At 66.9% G+C, this 20622-nt stretch carries 18 protein-coding genes and 1 riboswitch; of the genes, 7 read left to right on the forward strand and 11 right to left on the reverse strand.

Going from position 1 to position 20622, the window contains the following annotated elements:
- Positions 1-50: 50 nt before the first annotated feature.
- From H4W27_RS01450 to H4W27_RS01475, 6 genes are all read left to right on the forward strand, one after another.
- Positions 51-1331 carry a carboxyltransferase domain-containing protein gene (locus tag H4W27_RS01450; protein WP_192594354.1) on the forward strand — a complete coding sequence of 427 codons (1281 nt, stop codon included), beginning with the start codon at positions 51-53 and terminating at the stop codon, positions 1329-1331.
- Between the two features lie 135 nt (positions 1332-1466).
- A complete protein-coding gene (locus tag H4W27_RS01455; protein WP_318782067.1) occupies positions 1467-2411 on the forward strand; it encodes a DUF368 domain-containing protein in 945 nt (314 codons plus the stop codon).
- 81 nt (positions 2412-2492) lie between these two features.
- Positions 2493-3830 (forward strand): FAD-dependent oxidoreductase, encoded by a 1338-nt coding sequence (locus H4W27_RS01460; protein ID WP_192594355.1) that lies wholly within the window; start codon positions 2493-2495, stop codon positions 3828-3830.
- A gap of 11 nt (positions 3831-3841) precedes the next feature.
- Positions 3842-3968: riboswitch (glycine riboswitch) on the forward strand.
- Positions 3969-4128: 160 nt separating this feature from the next.
- Complete coding sequence (gene gcvP, locus H4W27_RS01465) at positions 4129-7083, forward strand: aminomethyl-transferring glycine dehydrogenase (RefSeq protein WP_192594356.1); 2955 nt, start codon at positions 4129-4131, stop codon at positions 7081-7083.
- The gene (gene gcvT, locus H4W27_RS01470; protein ID WP_192594357.1) at positions 7080-8210 is read left to right on the forward strand and encodes a glycine cleavage system aminomethyltransferase GcvT; all 1131 of its coding nucleotides are present in this window, start codon (positions 7080-7082) and stop codon (positions 8208-8210) included. The genes gcvP and gcvT overlap by 4 nt, the downstream gene beginning before the upstream one ends.
- Before the next feature lie 27 nt (positions 8211-8237).
- Positions 8238-9716, forward strand: coding sequence for an L-serine ammonia-lyase (locus H4W27_RS01475; protein WP_192594358.1), 1479 nt, complete (start codon positions 8238-8240; stop codon positions 9714-9716).
- Positions 9717-9748: 32 nt separating this feature from the next.
- On the opposite strand, the gene H4W27_RS01480 is transcribed toward H4W27_RS01475, so the two are convergent.
- From H4W27_RS01480 to H4W27_RS01490, 3 genes are all read right to left on the reverse strand, one after another.
- Positions 9749-10990 (reverse strand): acyl-CoA dehydrogenase family protein, encoded by a 1242-nt coding sequence (locus H4W27_RS01480; RefSeq protein ID WP_192594359.1) that lies wholly within the window; start codon positions 10988-10990, stop codon positions 9749-9751.
- A 264-nt stretch (positions 10991-11254) separates the two neighbouring features.
- A complete protein-coding gene (locus tag H4W27_RS01485; protein ID WP_225938963.1) occupies positions 11255-12010 on the reverse strand; it encodes a sensor histidine kinase in 756 nt (251 codons plus the stop codon).
- Positions 12011-12465: 455 nt separating this feature from the next.
- Positions 12466-12618, reverse strand: coding sequence for a hypothetical protein (locus H4W27_RS01490; protein ID WP_192594361.1), 153 nt, complete (start codon positions 12616-12618; stop codon positions 12466-12468).
- Positions 12619-12860: 242 nt separating this feature from the next.
- On the opposite strand from H4W27_RS01490, the gene H4W27_RS01495 reads away from it, so the two are divergent.
- Positions 12861-13556, forward strand: a complete 696-nt coding sequence (locus H4W27_RS01495) for a response regulator transcription factor (protein WP_192594362.1) — start codon at positions 12861-12863, stop codon at positions 13554-13556.
- A gap of 11 nt (positions 13557-13567) precedes the next feature.
- On the opposite strand, the gene thiD is transcribed toward H4W27_RS01495, so the two are convergent.
- The 8 genes from thiD to H4W27_RS01530 all read right to left on the reverse strand — a co-directional run bounded on the left by thiD (position 13568) and on the right by H4W27_RS01530 (position 20583).
- Complete coding sequence (gene thiD / locus H4W27_RS01500; protein ID WP_192594363.1) at positions 13568-14392, reverse strand: bifunctional hydroxymethylpyrimidine kinase/phosphomethylpyrimidine kinase; 825 nt, start codon at positions 14390-14392, stop codon at positions 13568-13570.
- Positions 14385-14885: a hypothetical protein gene (locus H4W27_RS01505; RefSeq protein WP_192594364.1), complete on the reverse strand. Its 501-nt coding sequence runs from the start codon at positions 14883-14885 to the stop codon at positions 14385-14387. The genes thiD and H4W27_RS01505 overlap by 8 nt, the downstream gene beginning before the upstream one ends.
- A gap of 34 nt (positions 14886-14919) precedes the next feature.
- Positions 14920-15459: an NUDIX hydrolase family protein gene (locus tag H4W27_RS01510; protein ID WP_192594365.1), complete on the reverse strand. Its 540-nt coding sequence runs from the start codon at positions 15457-15459 to the stop codon at positions 14920-14922.
- Positions 15460-15502: 43 nt separating this feature from the next.
- Entirely contained in the window at positions 15503-15886 is a 384-nt protein-coding gene (locus tag H4W27_RS13990) for an AMIN-like domain-containing (lipo)protein (RefSeq protein WP_343931893.1), read from the reverse strand.
- Between the two features lie 368 nt (positions 15887-16254).
- Positions 16255-18060, reverse strand: coding sequence for an ICP22 family protein (locus tag H4W27_RS01515; protein WP_192594366.1), 1806 nt, complete (start codon positions 18058-18060; stop codon positions 16255-16257).
- Positions 18061-18137: 77 nt separating this feature from the next.
- A complete protein-coding gene (locus H4W27_RS01520; protein WP_192594367.1) occupies positions 18138-18791 on the reverse strand; it encodes a DedA family protein in 654 nt (217 codons plus the stop codon).
- Positions 18788-19807, reverse strand: a complete 1020-nt coding sequence (locus H4W27_RS01525; protein ID WP_192594368.1) for a pseudouridine synthase — start codon at positions 19805-19807, stop codon at positions 18788-18790. The genes H4W27_RS01520 and H4W27_RS01525 overlap by 4 nt, the downstream gene beginning before the upstream one ends.
- Positions 19808-19842: 35 nt before the next feature.
- Positions 19843-20583, reverse strand: coding sequence for a VOC family protein (locus H4W27_RS01530; protein ID WP_192596355.1), 741 nt, complete (start codon positions 20581-20583; stop codon positions 19843-19845).
- Between the last annotated feature and the right edge of the window lie 39 nt (positions 20584-20622).

Consider the following 20622-nt stretch of genomic DNA (forward strand, 5'->3'; position numbering starts at 1 on the left):
CGGCGGGCGCCGTATGGGACCCTGGTGGGATGATCCACAGTGTCCGGGAGATGGGACAGCGAGCTCTCCTCATCGAGCTCGCCACCGAGAAGGACCGCCCCCACCTCTCGGCACATCTCCGGCAGAGTCCCCTCCCCGGTCAGGTGGAAGTGATCCCCGGCACCAGAACGGTGCTGGTGGACTTCCGCCGACGCCGGGACGCCCTCGCGGCGATGAAGCTCGCCAAGCGGCTGAAGGTGCGCCGGCGCCGGGACGCCGATGCCGAGCAGGACGCACCGGAGACCGCGGACGGTGGCCTGATGACCCTGCCCGGGTCCTTCGCGCCGTGCCTGGGGCTGGATGACCGTGAAGCGGTGGTCGAGGTGCTCGACGTCGGCGGACGACCAGACCGGGTGCTCGTCCAGGACATGGGCCGCTTCGGCTTCGGTGAGGCAGGCGTTGGCAGATCGGGGTCCGTGGATCTCGTCGCGGCGCGCCAGGCCAACCGGCTCGTGGGCAATGACGATTCTGCCGCGGTCTTCGAGGTCCGCTCGGGCGAACTCAGCCTGCGGATCTGGCAGACCTCGATCCTGGCCGCAGCCGGAGCCGAGGTCTCCATGGAGATCATCACCGAGGAGCTCGTGCCGATCTCCCGCGGCGGGACCGATGCCGCGAGGACCGCTTCCCGTTCCCGCGCGGTCCCGGTGCGAGCGCCCTTCTGGGTCTTCCCCGGGGAGACGCTGCGGCTGGGTCCGGTGCAGCGCGGGGTCTACGCATACCTGGGGATCTCCGGGGGACTCGACGCCCCCCTCCGCCTGGGCAGCGCCTCCACCGATCTGGGTGCCCGGATCGGCCCCGCTCCCGTCCAGCCGGGCCACCGCTACGCTCTTGCCGGGGCGGCCTCGCGGTTCGTGGGCATCGCCTCGGTGGCGCCCACTCCGCTGCCGCCGCTCGATGCCCCCACCGTGCTCCGCTACGTGCCGGGACCTCGTGAGGAGTACTTCGGCACCCGCCGGGCTGCAGCTGCGGGACTCTCCCGTCTGGAGGGCCAGCCCTGGGAAGCCATGGAGCCCTCGGGCCGCGCCGGTCTCCGGCTGGACGGCGACGATCCGATCCGTCGCACACAGTCCGAGCCGCTGGCCGCGGAGCCGCTGATCCGCGGGGCCATCTGCGTCTGCGCCGCGGGCCAGCCGACGATCGCGCTCGCCGAGCATCCGGTCACGAGCACCGACCCCGTGCTCGGAGTCGTGGTGCGAGAGGATCTTGCCCTGGTCGCGCAGCTGCGTGCAGGCGCGCAGGTCAGATTTCAGGCCGTGGATCCCGAATCGCTGGGGGCCGTGCGGCCTCGATGAGACAATGATCGACGACGCGGTGCGCTCGCCCCAGACACCGAGACCGGATCCGACGCCGGCGTCCCTGCACCCCTCATCAAGGAGTCCATCATCGCTGCCGAGTCTCCCCACTCCCAGACCAGTCCCCAGGGTGACGTGACGGCCGAAGAGTCGATCCACGATGCTCCGACCCCGCCCGAGGCGCGGCGCACCTCCATACCGGGAAACCTGGTCCGTGGCGCGCTCATCGGTGCGGTGGAGACCGTCCCCGGGGTCTCCGGGGGCACCGTGGCGCTCGTGGTCGGGATCTACCGCCAGCTCATCGATTCCGCCTCGCATGTGGTCTCCGCAGGTCGGACGCTGATCACCGGCCCGGACCGCTGGGCCGGATTCAGGCACCACCTCAGGCTGGTGGACTGGAAGATCATCATCCCAGTGATGCTCGGCATGATCATCACGGTCTTCACCGTGGCGGGACCGATGTCCACCGCGGTGGAGACCTACCCCGTGCTGACCCGCGCCACGTTCTTCGGCATGGTGCTCGCCTCGATCGCAGTGCCGCTGCGCATGGCTCTGGAGGACCGGGAAGGTCCCCTCCGCATGCGGCACATCCTGGCCGGAATCCTCGCGGCGGCGGTGGTCTTCTGGCTCGTCTCACTCCCGCCGACCTCCGTTGAGCCCTCCTGGTACGTGATCCTTCCCGCCGCCGCGATCGCCGTCTCGGCGCTGCTGCTTCCCGGGCTCTCCGGATCCTTCCTGCTGCTGACCTTCGGTCTGTACGAGCCCACCCTGCGCGCCGCCTCCGAGTTTGACCTCGGCTACCTGGGCATCTTCGCGCTGGGTCTCGCGATAGGGCTGGTCGCGATCGTCAAGGGGCTGAAGTGGCTGTTGGATCATCACCATCGGATCACCATGGTGGTGCTCACCGGTGTCATGATCGGTGCGCTTCGCACGCTGTGGCCCTGGCAGGACGAAGGCCGTGGACTGCAGGGACCGGGGGATGAGCTCGGTCTGGTGCTGCTGCTGGGGGCCGCAGGCTTCGCCGTCGTGCTGGTGCTCGTGCTGCTGGACTACCGGCTCTCCCGGCGCCAGATGCGCTGACAGCGCCTCGGCGGGGCGGTTCCTCCCTCGAGCACACCGGCCCTTGCCCGTGCGGAAACCCTGCGGGATGGTGAAGCCACTATGGACGAGGCTCTTGAACGTGACTGCGTGATCGCCGGAGGAGGACCGGCGGGCATGGTCCTGGGCCTCATCCTGGCCCGGGCCGGTCTCCGCGTCACGGTGCTGGAGAAGCACGAAGACTTCCTCCGCGACTTCCGTGGGGACACCGTTCACCCGTCGACTCTCACACTTCTGGGCGAACTCGGGCTGCGTGAGCGGTTCCTGGCGCTGCCGGTCACCGCTCTGAGCACCCTGGACGGTGTCATCGAAGGTCAGCGGATCACCCTCGTCGACTTCGGCGCGCTCCCGAGCCCTGACGATTTCCTCGTGATGGTCCCGCAGTGGGACTTTCTGAACTTCCTGGCCCGTGAGGCGCGGAGGCTGCCCACCTTCGAGCTGCGGATGGGCACCGAAGCGACTGGCCTGCTCCACGAGGACGAAGATCGGCAGCCCCTTGAGGAGAAGGCGTGGGACGTCGACGCCGCGGTCCGAGGTCTGCGCGCGACCTCGCCTTCCGGGGTGCTGGAGATCCGCGCGACTCTGACGGTGGCTGCGGACGGTCGAGACTCTGGGCTGCGCCGCGCGGCGGGCCTGATTCCCGAGGAATCAGGAGTGCCCATCGATGTGCTCTGGTTCAGCCTTCCGAAACCCCCCGATCCGACGCCCCCCACTCTGGGTCACCTCTCCTCAGCCGGGATGGTGCTCACGATCGATCGCGGGGACAGCTGCCAGTCGGGTCTGATCATCAAGAAGGGCGAGTTCACCCAGATGCGGCGTGCGGGGCTGGATGCCTTCCATGCTCGGCTCACTCAGGCCGCTCCGGTGCTGGGCCCGGTGGTGGGCACTCTGACCGAGTGGAGGCAGGTCAAGCTGCTCACGGTGCAGATGAACAGGCTCCCGCACTGGTACCGCCCCGGCTTCATCGCCATCGGGGACGCCGCCCACGCGATGTCACCGATGTTCGGTGTGGGGGTCAACTTTGCGATCCAGGACGCGGTCGCGCTGGCCAATGCGATCGTGCCCGACCTTCGCCGGGGTGCAGCACCCGTCCGGACCCTCGCCCGCGTCCAGTCCCGCCGGGAGAGACCTGTGAAGGTCATGCAACGGATCCAGGGCCGAGGGCACCGGGTGATCGCCCGTTCCACCACGGGACGCCGAGTCCTTCCGCGTCCCATGGTGGCTCTGATCCGCCTCGCCTCACCGGCGCTTCGCCGTGTGGCCGCCCACGTCATCGGACAGGGGCTGTTCCCGGAACATGTGCACACCGGCTCCGTCACACCGAGGGGCGGGCACGGCGAGGTCGGAGGGGTTCCTGAAACGTGGTCGAAAACACGCCTGTGGCACAATGAAGGAAACTGAATCAATGCCACGTCCCCTGTGTGGGAGAGTCCGGCCGGTGTCCACGGAGCGCAGAGCTTCTGCAGACACCCGGGTCGGCGCCGAAGGAGCAATATCCTCCCCGGGAACCTCTCAGGCACTCAGTACCGTGCAGGGGTGGCAACTCTGGAAAGCAGCACGTCAGGTCCCCGGCCCGACGCGCTCACCCAAGGTGCAAGCCGGTCCGAGCCGTCCAGGCGGCGGTGACCGGTGAATCTCTCAGGTCCATCACAGAGCGGGGGAGGAACCCTTGTCATCTCCATGCCTGGAAGGTTCCTCCATGACCGCGACATCTGAACTGCTTCGCTCCAGCCTCGCTCCCGACGTCACCGAGTTCTCCGCGCGGCACATCGGTCCCACCTCCGAGACGGCGGCCACCATGCTGGCGACCCTGGGCTACGAGAGTCTGTCAGACCTGGTCGACGCCGCAGTGCCCGAGGCCATCCGTCAGCCGACTCCGCTGAACCTGCCGGAGGCGCTGACCGAGGCTGAGACCCTGGCGGCTCTGCGCGGGTACGCCGGCAGAAACCTGCCGCACGCGCAGATGATCGGACAGGGCTTCTACGACACCCACACTCCTCAGGTGATCCTGCGCAATGTGCTGCAGAATCCCGCCTGGTACACCGCATACACCCCGTACCAGCCAGAGATCTCCCAGGGCCGGCTCGAAGCGCTGCTGAACTTCCAGACCATGGTCGCGGACCTCACGGGGCTGGACATCGCCAACGCCTCTCTGCTGGATGAGGCTTCAGCCGTCGCCGAGGCGATCCTGCTGATGCGCCGCGGCAACAAGAAGCTCGCCACCGCGAAGATCGTGCTCGACTCCGACATCTTCCCGCAGACCCGCGCCGTGGTCACCGGCCGGGCCGAGGCGCTGGGGATCCAGATCGAGACCGCCGACATCGCCGCAGACGGACTGCCCGCTGGTGAGATCTGCGGGCTCGTGCTGCAGCAGCCCGCTGACTCCGGCGCCGTCGTCGATCACCGCCAGGTCATCGCTGAGGCCAAGGAGCGGGGCGCCCTGGTCACCATCGCCGCGGACCTGCTTGCGCTGACCCTGATCACCCCGCCCGGGGAACAGGGTGCTGACATCGCGGTGGGCAGCTCCCAGCGCTTCGGCGTCCCGCTGTTCTTCGGCGGACCCCATGCCGCGTTCATGGCAGTGAAGGCCGGGCTGCAGCGTCAGCTCCCCGGCCGGCTCGTCGGCGTCTCCAAGGATGCCGAGGGCCGCCCCGGCTACCGGCTGGCGCTGCAGACCCGCGAGCAGCACATCCGGCGCGAGAAGGCCACCTCGAACATCTGCACCGCGCAGGCGCTGCTCGCCGTGGCGGCCTCGATGTACGCCGTCTACCACGGCCCGGAGGGACTGGCCCGGATCGCGAAGCGCGTCCACCGCCACGCCCGCACCCTCGCGCAGACGCTGCGCGGCGCCGGCCACCAGCTGATCACGGAGTCCTTCTTCGACACCGTCCAGGTGCGGCTCGATTCACACGCCGCGGCGGAGGAGGTCATCGCCGCGGCCGAGCGTGCCGGGATCAACCTGCGCCGGGCGGGCGAGGACATCGTCGGCATCTCGTCGGATGAGACGACGACGCCGTCGCAGCTGAGCTCGGTGCTCAAGGCCTTCGGCGTCACCGAGCCCACCGGAGTCACCGAGGCAGCTGGGGCCGCTGAGGTGGCCGGCGAGGAGCAGAGCTTCGCCTTCCCGGCGGAGCTGGCCCGGACCTCGGAGTTCATGACCCATCCGATCTTCCATGAGGTCCGTTCCGAGACGCAGATGATGCGCTACCTGCGGCGGCTCTCCGACCGGGACCTGGCTCTGGACCGCACCATGATCCCGCTGGGCTCCTGCACCATGAAGCTCAACGCGGCCACCGAGATGGAAGCGATCTCCTGGCCCGAGTTCGCCGGGATCCACCCCTACGCTCCGGCGCCGCAGACCATCGGCTGGCGTGAGCTGATCGCTGATCTGGAGTCCCGGCTCGCCGAGGTCACTGGATACGCCGCGGTGTCCATCCAGCCCAACGCGGGCTCCCAGGGGGAGTACGCCGGGCTGCTCGCCATCCGGCAGTACCACCTCGCCCAGGGGGACGCCGCCCGGGACATCTGCCTGATACCGGCCTCGGCCCACGGCACCAACGCCTCCTCAGCGGTGCTGGCCGGTCTGCAGGTCGTGGTCGTCGCAACCGCCGAAGACGGCACGATCGACATGGCCGATCTCCAGGCCAAGATCGGCGCCCACCCGGACCGGATCGCCGCGATCATGCTCACCTACCCCTCCACGCACGGAGTCTATGAGGCCGAGGTGCGCGAGGTCTGCTCCACCGTCCACTCCGCCGGGGGACAGGTCTACATCGACGGGGCCAACCTCAACGCGCTGGTCGGTCTCGCCCAGCCCGGCGAGTTCGGCGGAGACGTCTCACACCTGAACCTGCACAAGACCTTCTGCATCCCGCACGGCGGCGGCGGTCCCGGGGTCGGCCCAGTAGCCGTGGCCGAACACCTCAAGCCCTTCCTGCCCAGCACCTCGGTCGGTGCCGCCTGGGCGACCGGAGAGCATGAGGGAGAAGGCCGCGACGGCGCCCCCGTCACCTCCACGCCCTTCGGCTCCGCGGGGGTGCTGCCGATCTCCTGGGCATACCTGGCGATGATGGGCTCCGAGGGCCTGACCAGCGCCACCGCCCATGCGCTGCTGAGCGCGAACTACATCGCTGCGCGGCTGAAGGACCATTTCCCGATCCTCTACACCGGCGAGCGCGGGCTGATCGCCCACGAGTGCATCCTTGACCTGCGTGAGCTCACCAAGGCCTCCGGGATCACCGCGGAGGATGTCTGCAAGCGGCTCATCGACTACGGCTTCCACGCCCCGACGCTGGCGTTCCCCGTGACGGGCACGCTGATGGTGGAGCCCACCGAGTCCGAGGACCTGGCCGAGATCGATCGATTCATCGAGGCGATGATCGGCGTGCGGGCCGAGATCCAGGACATCATCGACGAGAAGCTGACTGCCGCGCAGTCGCCGCTGCGCCTGGCGCCGCATCCGGCCGCCGTCGTCGCCGGGGACGACTGGGACCGGGCCTATCCGCGGCAGCAGGCCGCCTTCCCTGTGAAGAACCTGCTCCAGGACAAGTACTTCCCCCCGGTGAGCCGGATCGACGGCGCCCATGGCGACCGCAACCTGGTCTGCTCCTGCCCGCCGCCGGAAGCCTTCGAACTCGAGGAGAGCACCGCATGAGAGAGACAGCGCTTACTGCCGCCCATGCGGAACTGGGAGCCAGCTTCACCGACTTCGGCGGGTGGAAGATGCCGCTGAAATACAGCTCCGAACTGGAGGAGCACCACGCGGTGCGGCGCACCGCCGGGCTCTTTGATCTCTCCCACATGGGCGAGATCCGGATCATCGGGCCCGACGCCGCCACCTTTCTGAACACGGCCCTGGTCGGGAACTTGGCCGCGGTGAAGATCGGCAGGGCCAAGTACTCGCTGATCTGCCGTCAGGACGGCGGAATCCTGGACGATCTGATCGCCTACCGGATCGACGAGAACGAGTTCCTGCTCGTCCCCAACGCCTCGAACCGGGACGTGGTGGCCGCGGCGCTGACCGAACGTGCCGCCGCTGGCTTCGACGTCGAGGTCTGGGATGAATCCGAGGGCATCAGTCTGATCGCTGTTCAGGGGCCGGCGTCTGAGACGATCATCAGTTCGGTGGTGCGGGCCAATGAGACCTTCCTGGTGGAGGAGCTCGGTTACTACGCCTTCACCACGGTGACCATCGGCGGCGATGAGATCCTGCTCGCTCGCACCGGCTACACCGGAGAGGACGGCTTCGAGCTCTTCCTGCCCAATGACAAGGCTGGGGCTCTGTGGCTGGCCCTCCTCGAGGCTGGATCCGACCACGGTCTGGTCCCGTGCGGGCTGGCCTGCCGGGATTCGCTGCGCCTGGAAGCGGGGATGCCGCTCTACGGCAATGAGCTCTCCACCGAACGGGTCAGCTTCGAAGCCGGACTGCCGGTGGTGTCCTTCTCCAAGGAGGAGGATTTCATCGGACGTGCCGCGCTGGAAACGGCTAAAGCCGAAGGACGAGGCAAGACCTCGGGCCAGCGGCTCGTGGGGCTCAAGGGCCTGGGCAAGCGCGCCGGGCGCAGCGGCTATCCGGTGTTGGCCACTGAGGGGGAGAAGGCCGGCGTCACCGTGGGGGCGGTGACCTCCGGGCTGCCGAGCCCGACGCTGGGACACCCGATCGCCATGGCCTACGTGGACATCGATCAGACCGAACCCGGCACCCGCCTGGATATAGATCTGCGGGGCAAGCCGCAGCCCTTCGAAGTGGTCCCCCTGCCCTTCTACGCCCGTGAGCGCTGACCGCCGCTTCAGGATTCGAGGCCTCCCATGACCATCAGCATCTTTGACCTTCTCCGGGTGGGGATCGGTCCCTCCTCCTCCCACACCGTGGGGCCCATGCGAGCTGCTCGACGGTTCGTGATGGAACAGCTCTGCGCGACTGGAGCCCTGGACACGACCGCGTCCCTGCGCGTGGACCTCTACGGCTCGCTCTCAGCCACCGGGCGCGGCCACGGCACCTTCACCGCGGTCCTGCTGGGCCTCGAGGGCTGGGACCCGGAGAGAATCCTGCCCGAGCAGGTGGATTCGCGGCTTGCCGCGATGCAGGCCTCCGGCACCATCCAGCTCGCCGCTCAGCAGGACGACGACGGCGCGCAGCGCCATGCGGGCGGCCGGGAGATCGCCCTGCGCGTAGAGGACATCGTGCAGCGGCCGCTGACCGTCCTGGACCGGCACACCAACGCCATGACCCTCACCGCGCAGGACGCCCAGGGGCAGGAGCTGGCCAAGGAGACCTACTACTCCATCGGCGGGGGCTTCGTGCTCTCCGAGTCCGACGCGGTCGCCTCCGACGCCTCGCTCGGAGAGGCGCTCGCCACCGAGGACGCGACCGTTCCCTACCCGTTCACCACAGGCGCTGAACTGATGGACCACTGTGCCCGTTCGGGGCTTCCGGTCTCCCGTCTCATGATGGCCAATGAACGCGCCCTGCACCGTGCCCGCCACGGCGGCACCGAGGAAGAGGCGGAGAAGGACATCACGGCGAAGGTGCTGCACCTGTGGCAGGTGATGGAGGACTGCAAGAACTCCGCGCTGGAGCGTGAAGGCAGCCTCCCCGGCGGACTCAAGGTGCGCCGTCGTGCTCCTGACTGGCATGACCGGATGTGGAAGGACGATCCAGGCCGGACCCACGCGTACTGGCAGGAGTGGGTCAATCTGGTGGCGCTCGCGGTCAATGAGGAGAATGCCTCCGGAGGTCGGGTGGTCACCGCGCCCACGAACGGGGCGGCCGGCATCATCCCCGCGGTGGGCTTCTACGCGACACACTACGGTCCCGGTGCCAGCTACGCGGGGGAGGAGGACCGTGAGGACATTGCGGTGCGCTTCCTGCTCACCGCCGCCGCAGTCGGCGTGCTCTATAAGGAGCAGGCCTCGATCTCGGGAGCCGAGGTCGGCTGCCAGGGCGAAGTCGGATCAGCCTCCTCGATGGCGGCCGCGGGGCTCTGCGAGGTGCTCGGCGGCACTCCGAAGCAGGTGGAGAACGCCGCCGAGATCGCCATGGAGCACAACCTCGGACTGACCTGTGATCCGATCGGTGGACTGGTGCAGGTGCCCTGCATCGAACGCAACGCCATGGGGGCGACCAAGGCCGTGAACGCCGCGTGCATGGCGCTGATGGGCGACGGCGATCACCGAGTCTCCCTGGATGAGGTCATCGTGACCATGCGGGAGACCGGCAGAGACATGTCCTCGAAGTACAAGGAGACCGCGATGGGCGGGCTGGCGGTCAACGTCGTGGAGTGCTGAGCGCCCGGTTCCGCTCCTCGCCGCCGGCCGGCCTAGGCGAAGGCTGAGTAGCCCGTCAGGTCACGTCCGATGATCAGGCTCTGCACGGACTCGGTGCCCTCATAGGTGTGGATGGCCTCGATGTCGGCCATGTGGCGGGGGACCTTGTTCTTCAGCAGGATTCCATTGCCGCCGAGCATGTCCCGGGCGACCTGGGCGATCGCCCGCGCCTTCCGCGTGTTGTGATATTTCGCCAGTGAGGCCTGGGGGCCGGTGAGCGTGCCAGCCATGTCCCGCTCGGTCACCTGGCGCACATGCAGCTGCATGGAGGTCAGCTCGGAGACCATCCAGGTCAGCCGCTCCTGGACCAGTTGAAAGCTGGCCAGCGGACGGCTGAACTGTTCGCGCTGCTTGGAGTAGCTCAGGGCCGCCTCGACCAGGGCTGAGGCATGGCCGACGGCGGACCAGGCCACCCCCAGCCGAGTGGCGAAGAGAACCTTGGAAGCGTCCTTGAAGGTCTTCGAGCCGGGCAGGACGGCATGGGCGGGGACCTCGAGGTCCTCGTACTGGATCAGCGCCTGATGGATGGCGCGCAGAGAGGCCTTGCCCTGGATGACCTCGGCCTTGTACCCGCGGGTCGCCTGGTCCACCAGGAAGCAGCGGACATTGCCGTCGTGGATGCCGCCGAGGACCCGCGCCCAGGTGAAGGTGAGACCTCCCGAGGCGCCGTTGCCGATCCACTTCTTGGCGCCGTTGAGGACGTAGTAGCCGGAGTCATCGTCCCCGACCAGCTGCGCCGTGGTCTCAAGAGAGACGGAGTCGGAGCCGTGAGTGGGCTCGGTCAGCGCGAAGGACCCCAGCGTCTCAGCGCTGGCCAGCTTCATCAGATGCTCCGCCTTCTGGTCCTCCGAGCCGAAGTACGCCAGTGTGCGCAGCGCCAGGCCTCCCTGGACCGCCAGGGCAGTGCCCAGTGAGCCGTCCGCCCGCGAGGTCTCCATGTTCACCAGACCCGCGGCCATGGGGGAGAGCGTCTCCATCCCTGCTTCGCTCACATCCACACCGTCTGTGAGAAGTCCCAGCGAGCCGGCCCTGCGCACGAGGTCCAGCGGGTACTCCGCGTGCTCCCAGTGCTGGGCCATGCGGGTCTCCAGGCCGGCGGAGAATTCACGGGCCTGCGCCCACCACTTGCGGTCTGACTCAGGGAGGTCGTGGAAGACACCGTAATAGTCCAGGCCCTGAGCGGTGGAGACGTCGTAGACGGGATCGACGGAGGCATCGGGAGCATGATGTGTCATGGCACACATGTTACTCGATAGTCACAAGCCTTCGTGCCTTAGTTGCATCTCCGAACTGTGGACCAAAGTCCACTGGCGCGGGGTGATCGCTCCCCGAATAATAGTCAGTGGACGTGCAGCAGTGGTGCACGATTCAGGGAGAAGCATTGGCCTTGAGGCGCTCCGAGTTACGGTGCAAGGGTTCGGAGCAGAGCCTCGGCTGGTGTTAGTGCTCGGGCGGTGGGAACGGCACCGCCCGAGCCTCTCTGTGTCAGCGGTCTTTTCTCAGCGCGGAAGCCGCAGCTGAATCCCGGAGACCTGCACGCTCCAGATTCCTTCGGCCGGTGATCCCGCTTCAATGGTGCCTCCGAACGTCGCCGCACGATCCTCCATGCTGATCAGCCCGGTTCCCGACGAAGCATGCTTTGGAGCTGGGGCCTGGAGGGAATCGGTGCGGTTCGTCACGGCGAGGTCCACGGTGGCCTCCTTGACCTCGAGTTCGATGGTGCAGTCATTCGTCGCGTGCCCGCGGGCTCCGTGCTTGACGATATTGGTCGTGCACTCCTGCAGGATGCGGTAGAGACAGGCCTCCACCGACTGCGAGATCGAGCTGAGATCTCCATGCACCGAGGTCTCCACTGTGAATCCAAGGTCTTTCAGCCGCTCAGTGAAGCGTTCCAGCCCTGACTCCAGGTCCAGCTCAGGAGCATCGCCTGGCCCCGACCCGATGATGTTCTCGCGCTGCAGCACCAGCAGCACGCGGCGAAGATCGTGGAGGGCAGCGCTGGCTGACTGAGAGATCTGCGAGAGTGCCGCGGCACGGGACTCAGGAGTCCCCGTGGCCGCCGCGACTTGGGTCTGCATGGAGATGACGGTGAGGTCGTGCGCAAGAATGTCGTGGAGGTCTCGCGCGATGGATCGACGTTCTCCGGCCAGGGCCTCCTCATGGGTCGCCCGCAGTTGGACCAGCTCCCGCTCCGAGGACATGCGAGAGACCAGCTGCTTTCGCGTAGCGAGTCCGATGAAGAACGACAGGGCCATGACAATGGCCGGAACAAGTGCGAAGCCTGCCACTAGGAGCGGATCGCTCTGGGCTAGTCCGACGTTCGCGGCCAACCCGAGGGCCAATACAAGGTACAACAATCGTATAAGACGCGAGCAGTAGACCGCGGTAAGCCCAGAAAACAAGACCACGAGTAGGAGTGTCTCGAATTGTGATTCCAGCAAGGCTCCCAGCACTCCACCTGTCAGCGCCGCAAGTGCGCCCGCCGCAGGGTGCAGCCAGAACAGCGCCACCGCCAGGATCCAAACCAGGTAACCGAATAACAGTGTTGCGCTGAACTCCAGAGTTTCCAGGACCGTCGCCAGCAATACATCTGCGCAGATTCCACCGATGGTGCCTAGCGTCAAGAGATTGAGCAACCGTCGACTGGGAGCAACTTCACTAGACAAGGCCACGCTCAAGGATACGTCACGGCACCGTCAGTGCACTGGCATCAGCATCCGTTGGCAGTGGGAAAGGCGCGACAGATGAAGGAGCGGAAAAAGCTTGCGGCTTCGATGTTTGAAAGATCAAAGAAAGCGATAGCAGTGGTGAGAACGAGGGCGGAGACGAGAGCGATACGGTAGGCAAACAAAGCAAGAGACATTTCTTGTTCCTTTCGGGGGTATACCTTCTGATGTTGAACGTGTTAAATTATAATAAGGTGTGCCTAGATTCAGGCATAGTGGACTTAAGTACCTAATTTATACAGATTCACTCAATTGCGGCATTACTGCCGCCCGAAAGATGCCCGTATCGCCGGGCACGAGCTGGGTTCAGATAAACTAGGACACCGCGCCGGGTATCACAGGCCCAGGTGCCACCGGCCGAGGAAGAACAGGTTCAGCCATGCTCCGTCTCGTCGTTGCAGACGACCACCCGATCATGCGGGCGGCCCTGCGTGCCTATGTCGATTCCGCCCCAGACATGGTCTGTGTGGGCGAAGCGCAGAACGGAATAGAAGTCATCGAACGGGTCCGTGAAGAACGGCCCGACGTGGTGATCATGGACCTGAAGATGCCCAAGATGGGCGGCGTGGAGGCCACGGCAGAGGTCATGGCCATCGCCCCGGAGACCTCGGTCCTGGCGGTGACGACGTTCAGCTCTGAGGGACATGCGCTGCAGGCGCTCAAGGCCGGCGCCAAGGGATACATCGTCAAGGACGCCACGGCGGATCAGGTGCTGGAGGCCATCAGGCAGGTGCACGGCAGCTCAGTGCCGATCTCCCCGGATGTGGCGCGCAGGCTTGAGTTCAACGCCGTCAGCGAGGCAGAGGAGTTCTCGGTGGCGCTGGCCGACTCGGACTACCTGCCGCGGATACCGCCGCGAGAGACAGAAGTCCTGAGTCTCTTGGCGCGAGGATTCAGCAACCGCGAGATCGCGACACGCATGGTCCTCACCGAAGGCGCTGTCAAAGCACACCTCGGTCGGCTCTGCGCCCGTTTCGCCGTGCGGGACCGGGTCCAGCTGCTCATTCGCGCCACGCAGCTGGGACTCATCGAGCCACAGCTGGAGGACATCGCCCCAGAGGGCGGGGACACTTAGTCACTCGCCGCTCAGCGGCGCAGACCGCCCTGCCAGAGCGCATCGAAAGGCGTGTTCCCGGCGACCCGCTGGCGGATCCCCGCGGTGACGAAAGCCTTCGCTCGGCGCGCCGCCTCCCGCGCGGAGTACCCCTTGGCCAGTTCCGCGGTGATCGCCGCGGCCAGCGAGCAGCCGGCGCCGGAGACCGCATGCTCCCCGATCTTCGGCGCGGACAACACCTCCATGCCTTCGGCATCGACGAACACGTCCACCGCGTCAGACCCGGCGAGCCGGACACCGCCCTTGGCGAGGACAGCTGCCCCGGAGACACGGTGTATCTCGGCGGCGGCGGCCTGCAGATCCTCCAGGGACTCCACCTTCATCCCGGAGAGCTGCTCGGTCTCAAAGTGATTCGGCGTGACGAAGGTGGCCAGGGGCAGCAGCTCGGCCTTGAGCGCGTTGTCTGTGTCCTGGGCGTGGCCCGGTTCCTGTCCCTTGCAGATCAGCACCGGATCCAGCACCAGGTGACGGGGCTTCCGCTCGGCGACGGCGGCGGCCACGGTGGAGATGGTCGCCGGTGAGCCCATCATGCCCAGCTTGACCGCGTCCAGCGCTTCAGGACCGTAGTTGCCGAAGATAGCCTCGAGCTGATCGGAGATCACCTGGGTCTCCACCGGCACGAAGCGGTGATTCCAGTTGTCCTTCGGATTGAAGGACACGATGCAGGTCAGCGCCACCATCCCGAAGGTGCCCAGTTCCTGAAAAGTCTTCAGGTCGGCCTGCGCTCCAGCTCCGCCGGTGGCTTCGGATCCTGCGATGGTCAGAGTCATTGCCGGGCGTGCAGTGGTCTCAGTCATTCTCAGGGTCCTTCGTCTCGAGGGTCTCGGATGTGTCCTGAATCCGGGTCAGCGGCTGGGCCATCCAGCGGCCCAGGCCCAGCAGGATGCCGGCGGGGAACCCGATGAGCGGGATGAGCATCGGCACCAGGCCGCCTGCCCCCGCCACCAGCACCACGGGCCCGTAGAGGAGTCCCACGACCGCGTATCCGAGGATATGGACGGTCGGGCTCGGCTGATGACGGCAGAGCCAGGTGACCAGCAGAGTGCCCGGGATGCCGACGACGACGGCGGCCGCACCGATCAGCGGGATCAGCGGTGCCAGGAATCCATCTTCGTCGAGGCCGGGCATCAGGCCCAGCGACAGGAGCAGTCCGCCCATCACCGCCGTGGGGATCAGCCAGGAGACGATCCACCCCGTGAAGCCGATCCTCAGGACTGGCCGGGGGGCGGCGTGGGCGCGCTTGGGCGGCCTGGTGCGGCGCCTGGTCTTCTCTGGGGCTGGAGTCGTCATCGCCTAGATTCTACCGGCGGTGGAGGATCTGCGCTCAGCCCGTGTGGCCCAGGTGAGCCAGCGCCTGCCGGATGAGCCGCTCGCGCCCGCCGAGGAACTCCGCCTGCACCTCGGGACTGAGCACCTGCTCCGGAGTCATCCAGCTGAGCTCCAGGGCGTCCTGGCGAGGCGAGCACTCACCCGAGACAGGAACGATATAAGCCATCGAGACCGCGTGCTGGCGGTCATCGACCAGACCGGTCTCGGAGGGATACGGGAAGTACTCCGCCACCGTGAACGGCGTGGGGGAAGGGGGAATCTGCGGCATTACCAGCGAACCGAGATCCTTCTCGATGTTGCGCAGCAGCGCAGCGCGAATCGTCTCGCGGTACATCACCCGGCCCGAGACCACAGTGCGGTAGAAGTGCCCCTCCGCATCGGCGGTGTAGAGCAGGCCCAGCTCAGTGATGCAGCCGAGCGGATCCAGCCGGACGGGGATGGCTTCCACATAGACCATGGGGAGCCGGCGGCGGGCCTCGTAGAGGTCATCCTCGTTCAACCATCCGGGGTTCGGATCAGGGGTTCGAATGCTCATAGTCCCATCATGCACCACAACCGGTACAGACGTTTCTCAGGGACTACTCGTCGCGGTTCTCGAGGTCCACCACGAGACGGGTGGGATCTTCGAGCAGCCCGACCGAGAAGGGAACTTCATCGGGCAGGCCGATGAGATATTGCGAGTGAGCTTCGAAGGGGCCCTGGATGTAGACCTCTTCGAAGATGGCTCCGGTATCTCGCTCGTAGTACTCCCCGGAGGTGACCTGGTCCTGAACCGCCTCCTCGGGCAACCAGGAGGGACCGCTGATGCCGATCTGGAGGATCACTCCGCCAGCCATGGGGATGGGGTTGCCGCGCCCCAGCTCAGCTGCTGACTCCACGTACTCGGCGCGCCAGCTGGGACGGCCATCGCCGCTGAACTCGAAGACCACCCGATCGAATCCCTCATGAATGCCGGAGCGCACCTCGATCAGCTGCTGATCACCGGAGGCGGAACCATCCGGAAACCCGGCAGACTCCTGTGGCTCGGTGTCGAATTCTTCCCCGATCGGGTCTGCGTCTGACGCCTTCGAGTCGTCCGGAGAAGGTTGCGCGGAGTCGCTGGGGGAGGTGCCGCTCTCGACGTCGCCCTCGCGGCGGGACTGATCGCTCTCGGACTCGTCGCTGGTCGGGCTGCCAGGTTCTGCACCCGCCGAGGGCTCCGGTGAGACGGTGGCGGACTCCGGAGCGTCGGCCGGGTCCTGGTCGGCTCCGCAGCCGGTGAGCAGCAGCAGTGCGGCGGTGCTTGCCGCGGCGGACAGACGGTGCGTGATGAGGGCTCCTGTGCGGATGATCAGATGATGTCTTCGAGCGGCCGTCCCATGGCGGCCCGGCGCTCTGCATGATTGATCTTGTGCCGCCGCGACTCGGTCGCCAGGATGACCACGAAGGCTCCCATCGCGGCACAGAGCGCGACCCACACCGAGGTGACCTCTGAGAGGATGCGGGGGAAGATCAGCCAGAACATCCCCCACCCCATGCCCAGGGCAAGGGTGATCCTGCCCCGCTCGGTCATCGCGTAGTACGAGGCGGCCCAGATGCAGACGCTCAGACCGATCAGTGCCCAGATCACCGCGGGGAAGCCAGGCACGCGCCAGCCCATGGCGGTCAGCCAGATGGACAGCGAGGACATGCCTGCCACGAGCGCCCAGCCGGCGAAGAGACCGGTGGTGGTGTCGGCAAGCCGGCGCTCCAGGGAGCTGCGGGCGGTGCGGAAGGTGAACTGTCGGATCGCATCGATCAGGGCCAGCGCGACCGCCAGCGAGGCCAGCACCGCGATGGTGAGCATCCCGTGGTGGACTGCCGCGGTCCAGACCAGCATGAGCAGCGATGCGGAACCGACCTGCCAGCCGGAGAGGCGCTGACGCGGCGTCGCGGTCTGCGTGGTGGTCCATTGGTAGACCGCATGCGCGATGAGACCGATCACGATGAAGGGCCACAGCCAATAGAAGTTCGCGTCTGGGGAGAGCAGCGCCAGGTCTCCCGAGTACCAGCCCTCGACGAGCTGATCCAGGCCGTTGCCACCGAGGATCGCAGGGGCTGCGGTGAACGCGCCGAACATCCAGATCAGCGAGACCAGCGCGGCCAGCGCGCCGAGACTCACAAAGACCTGTCGGTAGAGGTCGGTGCGGACCGGTGCCGGATCGGGATCACGGGAGGGGAGGTTGTACGGGGGGATATAGGTGAAGAGGTCTTCCTCATCATCTGCGAACTCCACGAACTCCCGCCCGGTGGGACGGTAGTTCCGCGCTGTTGCGGCCTCGATCGCGGCGGCCTTCTCCAGGATGACATCGCGCTGCCGACGCTCATCCAGAGCGCGGCGAGGCTTGGGGAGCGTGACCGCAGCCGGCTCCTCCTGAGCCTCGGTGAGCGGACCTTCCGCGGGAGTGGAACCGCCGGCGTTCGGGTCGGAGGTCGCTTCCGGTGCATTCACCGGATCCCCGGACCCGGAAGCCGGCTCAGGGTCTGGTTCTTCGGCTGCGGTAGCGGGCCGGGCGGCGTCGTCGGGGTCCCCCGGACTGGGTGCGGGGGTGCTGGTTCCCGGGGTCTCCTCCTGGACGGAGGGGTGCTCGGATTCGGCGGGGGAGTCCGGGTGATCCTGTGCCTGTGCCTGTTCCGGTGCCTGTGTCGCAGGCTCGGGACGCCTGAAGGCGCTGGCCAGGCGACGCGTGGCATCCATGAACTTCTCGTCGAGGTTGTCGAAGAAGTCGCTCAGCCCGGACTCCTCCGATCCTGTCTCGGTCGGGTTCGGCCGCGGGGGTGTCGGCTGGCTGTGTCGCACCGCAGAAGCGCCGGCGGGTGTCGCCGAGGTCTGCCCGGAGGACTCGGTGCCGGGCAGCTCGGTCTCCTCCTGCTCGGGGGCGCCGCTCCCGGCGGTCTCACCGTCTCCCGCGGACTCCGACTCACCGGCATGCTCGTCGCTGGAGAGCTCCTCACTGAGGGTCTCTTCGCTGAGGGTCTCTTCGCTGGAGAAGTCGTCGCGGGGGAGCCCCTGCGCTGAGGCGGCCGGGGTCTCGGGTTCTGCTCCAGGGGCACTGGAGGCAGGGGGTTCGGAAGCGGGGAGAGTCTCGGTGGACTCGTCCTGGGACTTTTCAGTCAAGCCCGTGTTCCCCCTCTGCGTCATAGCTGGCATATGCGTTCACTGCCGCGGATCCGGCGTCCGCTCAGATGTGCTGGTCACTTCGCCGACGGTCTCCGTCCGGTCCTGCGACGCGAACGGTGCCTGGTCATCAGCACCGTGATTCCCAACCCCACCAGGGTACCCACAACGATGGCGGCGCCCGTGCTCGCCCAGGGTGGGAGCCCGGTAGTTGTTCCCGTAATGTAACCTAATCCGACCAGCCAGAGGGACCAGGTCAGCGCCCCCAGCAGCGTGAGCGCAACGATGGCGCTTCCGCCGAGCCGCATGATCCCGGCGGTGGCCATCGAGGCCGAACGCCCCCCGGGGATGCCACGGATCAGGAGCAGGCCGGCCCAGGTGGTGGCGCCTCCGGCGCGGATCGAGATCCGCACCATCTTCCGGTGCAGCCTGCGGCCCCACTTCCAGCGGTAGAGCAGACGGATCAGCTTGTACCGGAAGAGCAGGTAGACCCCGACATCCCCGGCCAGGCAGCCGATGAAGGTCACCCCGAGCACCAGCAGAAGCGGGAAGATGTCCTCCGCCGCCATGGTGCCGGAGGCGATGACCATGACCTCTGAGGGGAAGGGCGGGACGATCGCGGTGAACGCCACGGCGACCGCCAGCACGATGAAGTAGTAGAACCCCCACTCCTGGTAGAGGGCGGGATCGCCGAGGTCGTTGACGCCCAGGGCGATCACTGCGTTGGTCACTGCGGGGACTCCTGGAGGGTTCGCGGGGAGGTGAAGCTGCGCTGGACTCCGTTCAGCGGATCTCTGAAGGACAGCGTCTTGGCCAGCAGCTGCAGCGGCCTGTCGAACTCATCAGGTGCATCATCGAGAAGTTCGGGGTAGAAGCGGTCATTCAGAATACCCAGTCCCAGGAGCGCCATATGGATGCGCAGCTGGTGAGTCTTGCCGGTGTGCGGGATCAGCTGGAAATGCCCAACCTGCTCACCGGAGGGGCTGGTGCCGGCCGCGAGGAGCTCGACCCTTGAGGAGGAGTTGGCGCCCGGAATCGCCTCCGTTCGGCGCTTTCCGGTGCGAGCCTTCCGGTCATGAGGGCGTCTGCCCGAGTGCTCGGGCGCATAGGCGGCCAGCTGGGAGACGACGACCCCTTTGGTCTTCTCGATCCTGTTGCGCACGCTCAGCGGAAACCGGGAGGCGAGCGCCTCCGCGGTCATTCCCCGCGGCGCGGCGCTGACGCACTCATAGGTCTTGTTCACCTGTCGGTTCTCGAAGAGCAGCTGGTACGCCCCGCGGGTGGAGGGCTCCTTGGAGAAGAGCACCACGCCGGCGGTGCCGCGGTCCAGCCTGTGGACGGGAACCAGGTCCGGGACCCCGAGGGTGTTGCGCAGCCGCACCAGCAGGGATTCCTGGACATAACGGCCAGCGGGAGTGGTGGGCAGAAAGTGCGGCTTGTCCACGACGACCAGGTGCTCGTTCTCGTAGATGATCTCTTCGCGCACCGGCAGCGGGACCTCTTCGCTGACAGAGCGGTAGTACCAGAGGAACTCGCGCTCGCCCAGTGAGGTGGTGGTGCTCAGCGGGACGCCATCGATGTCCACGACCTCGCCGGCGTCGAATCGGGCGGTGATGCCGCCGTGGTCGATGTGTCCGAAGGTCTCCAGCACGTAATCGTGGATGGTCCGCCAGGGACCGGTCAGGGGCACACGCAGGCGTGTGGCGTTGACGCCGTTGCGCACGGGCAGGGGGGACTTCTGAGTCACAGGTCAGCTTTGAGGACGGTCAGCGGTCGGGCGGCTCAGCCCCAGACCGGTGCCTCAGTGGTCGCGGTGGGTTCAGGCTGCCCCAGAGGCTGGTTGACCTGCCAGGACATGCCGAAGCGGTCCTTGACCCAGGCGAAATTGGTGGCGAAGTCATAATCGCCGGGCTCCATCAGGAACTCCCCGCCGGGGGCGAGGCTGTCCACGATCTGGTTGAACTCCGCGGTGGAGTCCACGACCACTGCCACGGAGATCGAGGGCGTGAAGCTGAACTGGTGCTTCATCAGGCTGTCCTGGATCATCAGCACCTGACCGCCGATCTTCAGCTGCGCTGTGGCCACCAGGGGCACCGGGACGTCGATGACCTCGTCAGGATCGTCCTCCTCGCTCAGCTGCATGTCGGTGTGGTGGACCTCGGCGCCGGAGCTCCGGGAAGGTTCATCGTCGGCATCGACCACGTCGTCTTCTGCCTCTGCCCCGTCAGGAGCCGCACCCTGGTCGAGGTTCTGGTCCACGTTCTCCGCGGTGAGGTCATTCGCCGCAAAATCCTCGGGCTCCTCGCCGATGTCGAGCTGCACTTCCGCTTCAACGAGCTCCTCGTCCTCCGCCTCGGCGATGTCCTCGGACTCGGCGGGCGCGGGGGCGGGGTCATAGATCTCAGTGCCCGCGGGGTGATGCACGATCTCCAGCAGCTCGGCGTCGGGAAACACGCTGAGGTAGTGGTCGATGGCTTCCTGGGCCTGACCCTGGAACATCAGAAACGGAATGCAAAGAGTCATGTGCTCACCCTAACGGGAAATCGCGGGACTGGAACGTGT

Origin of the sequence: Nesterenkonia lutea, assembly GCF_014873955.1 — a bacterium.
Lineage (GTDB): Bacteria > Actinomycetota > Actinomycetes > Actinomycetales > Micrococcaceae > Nesterenkonia > Nesterenkonia lutea.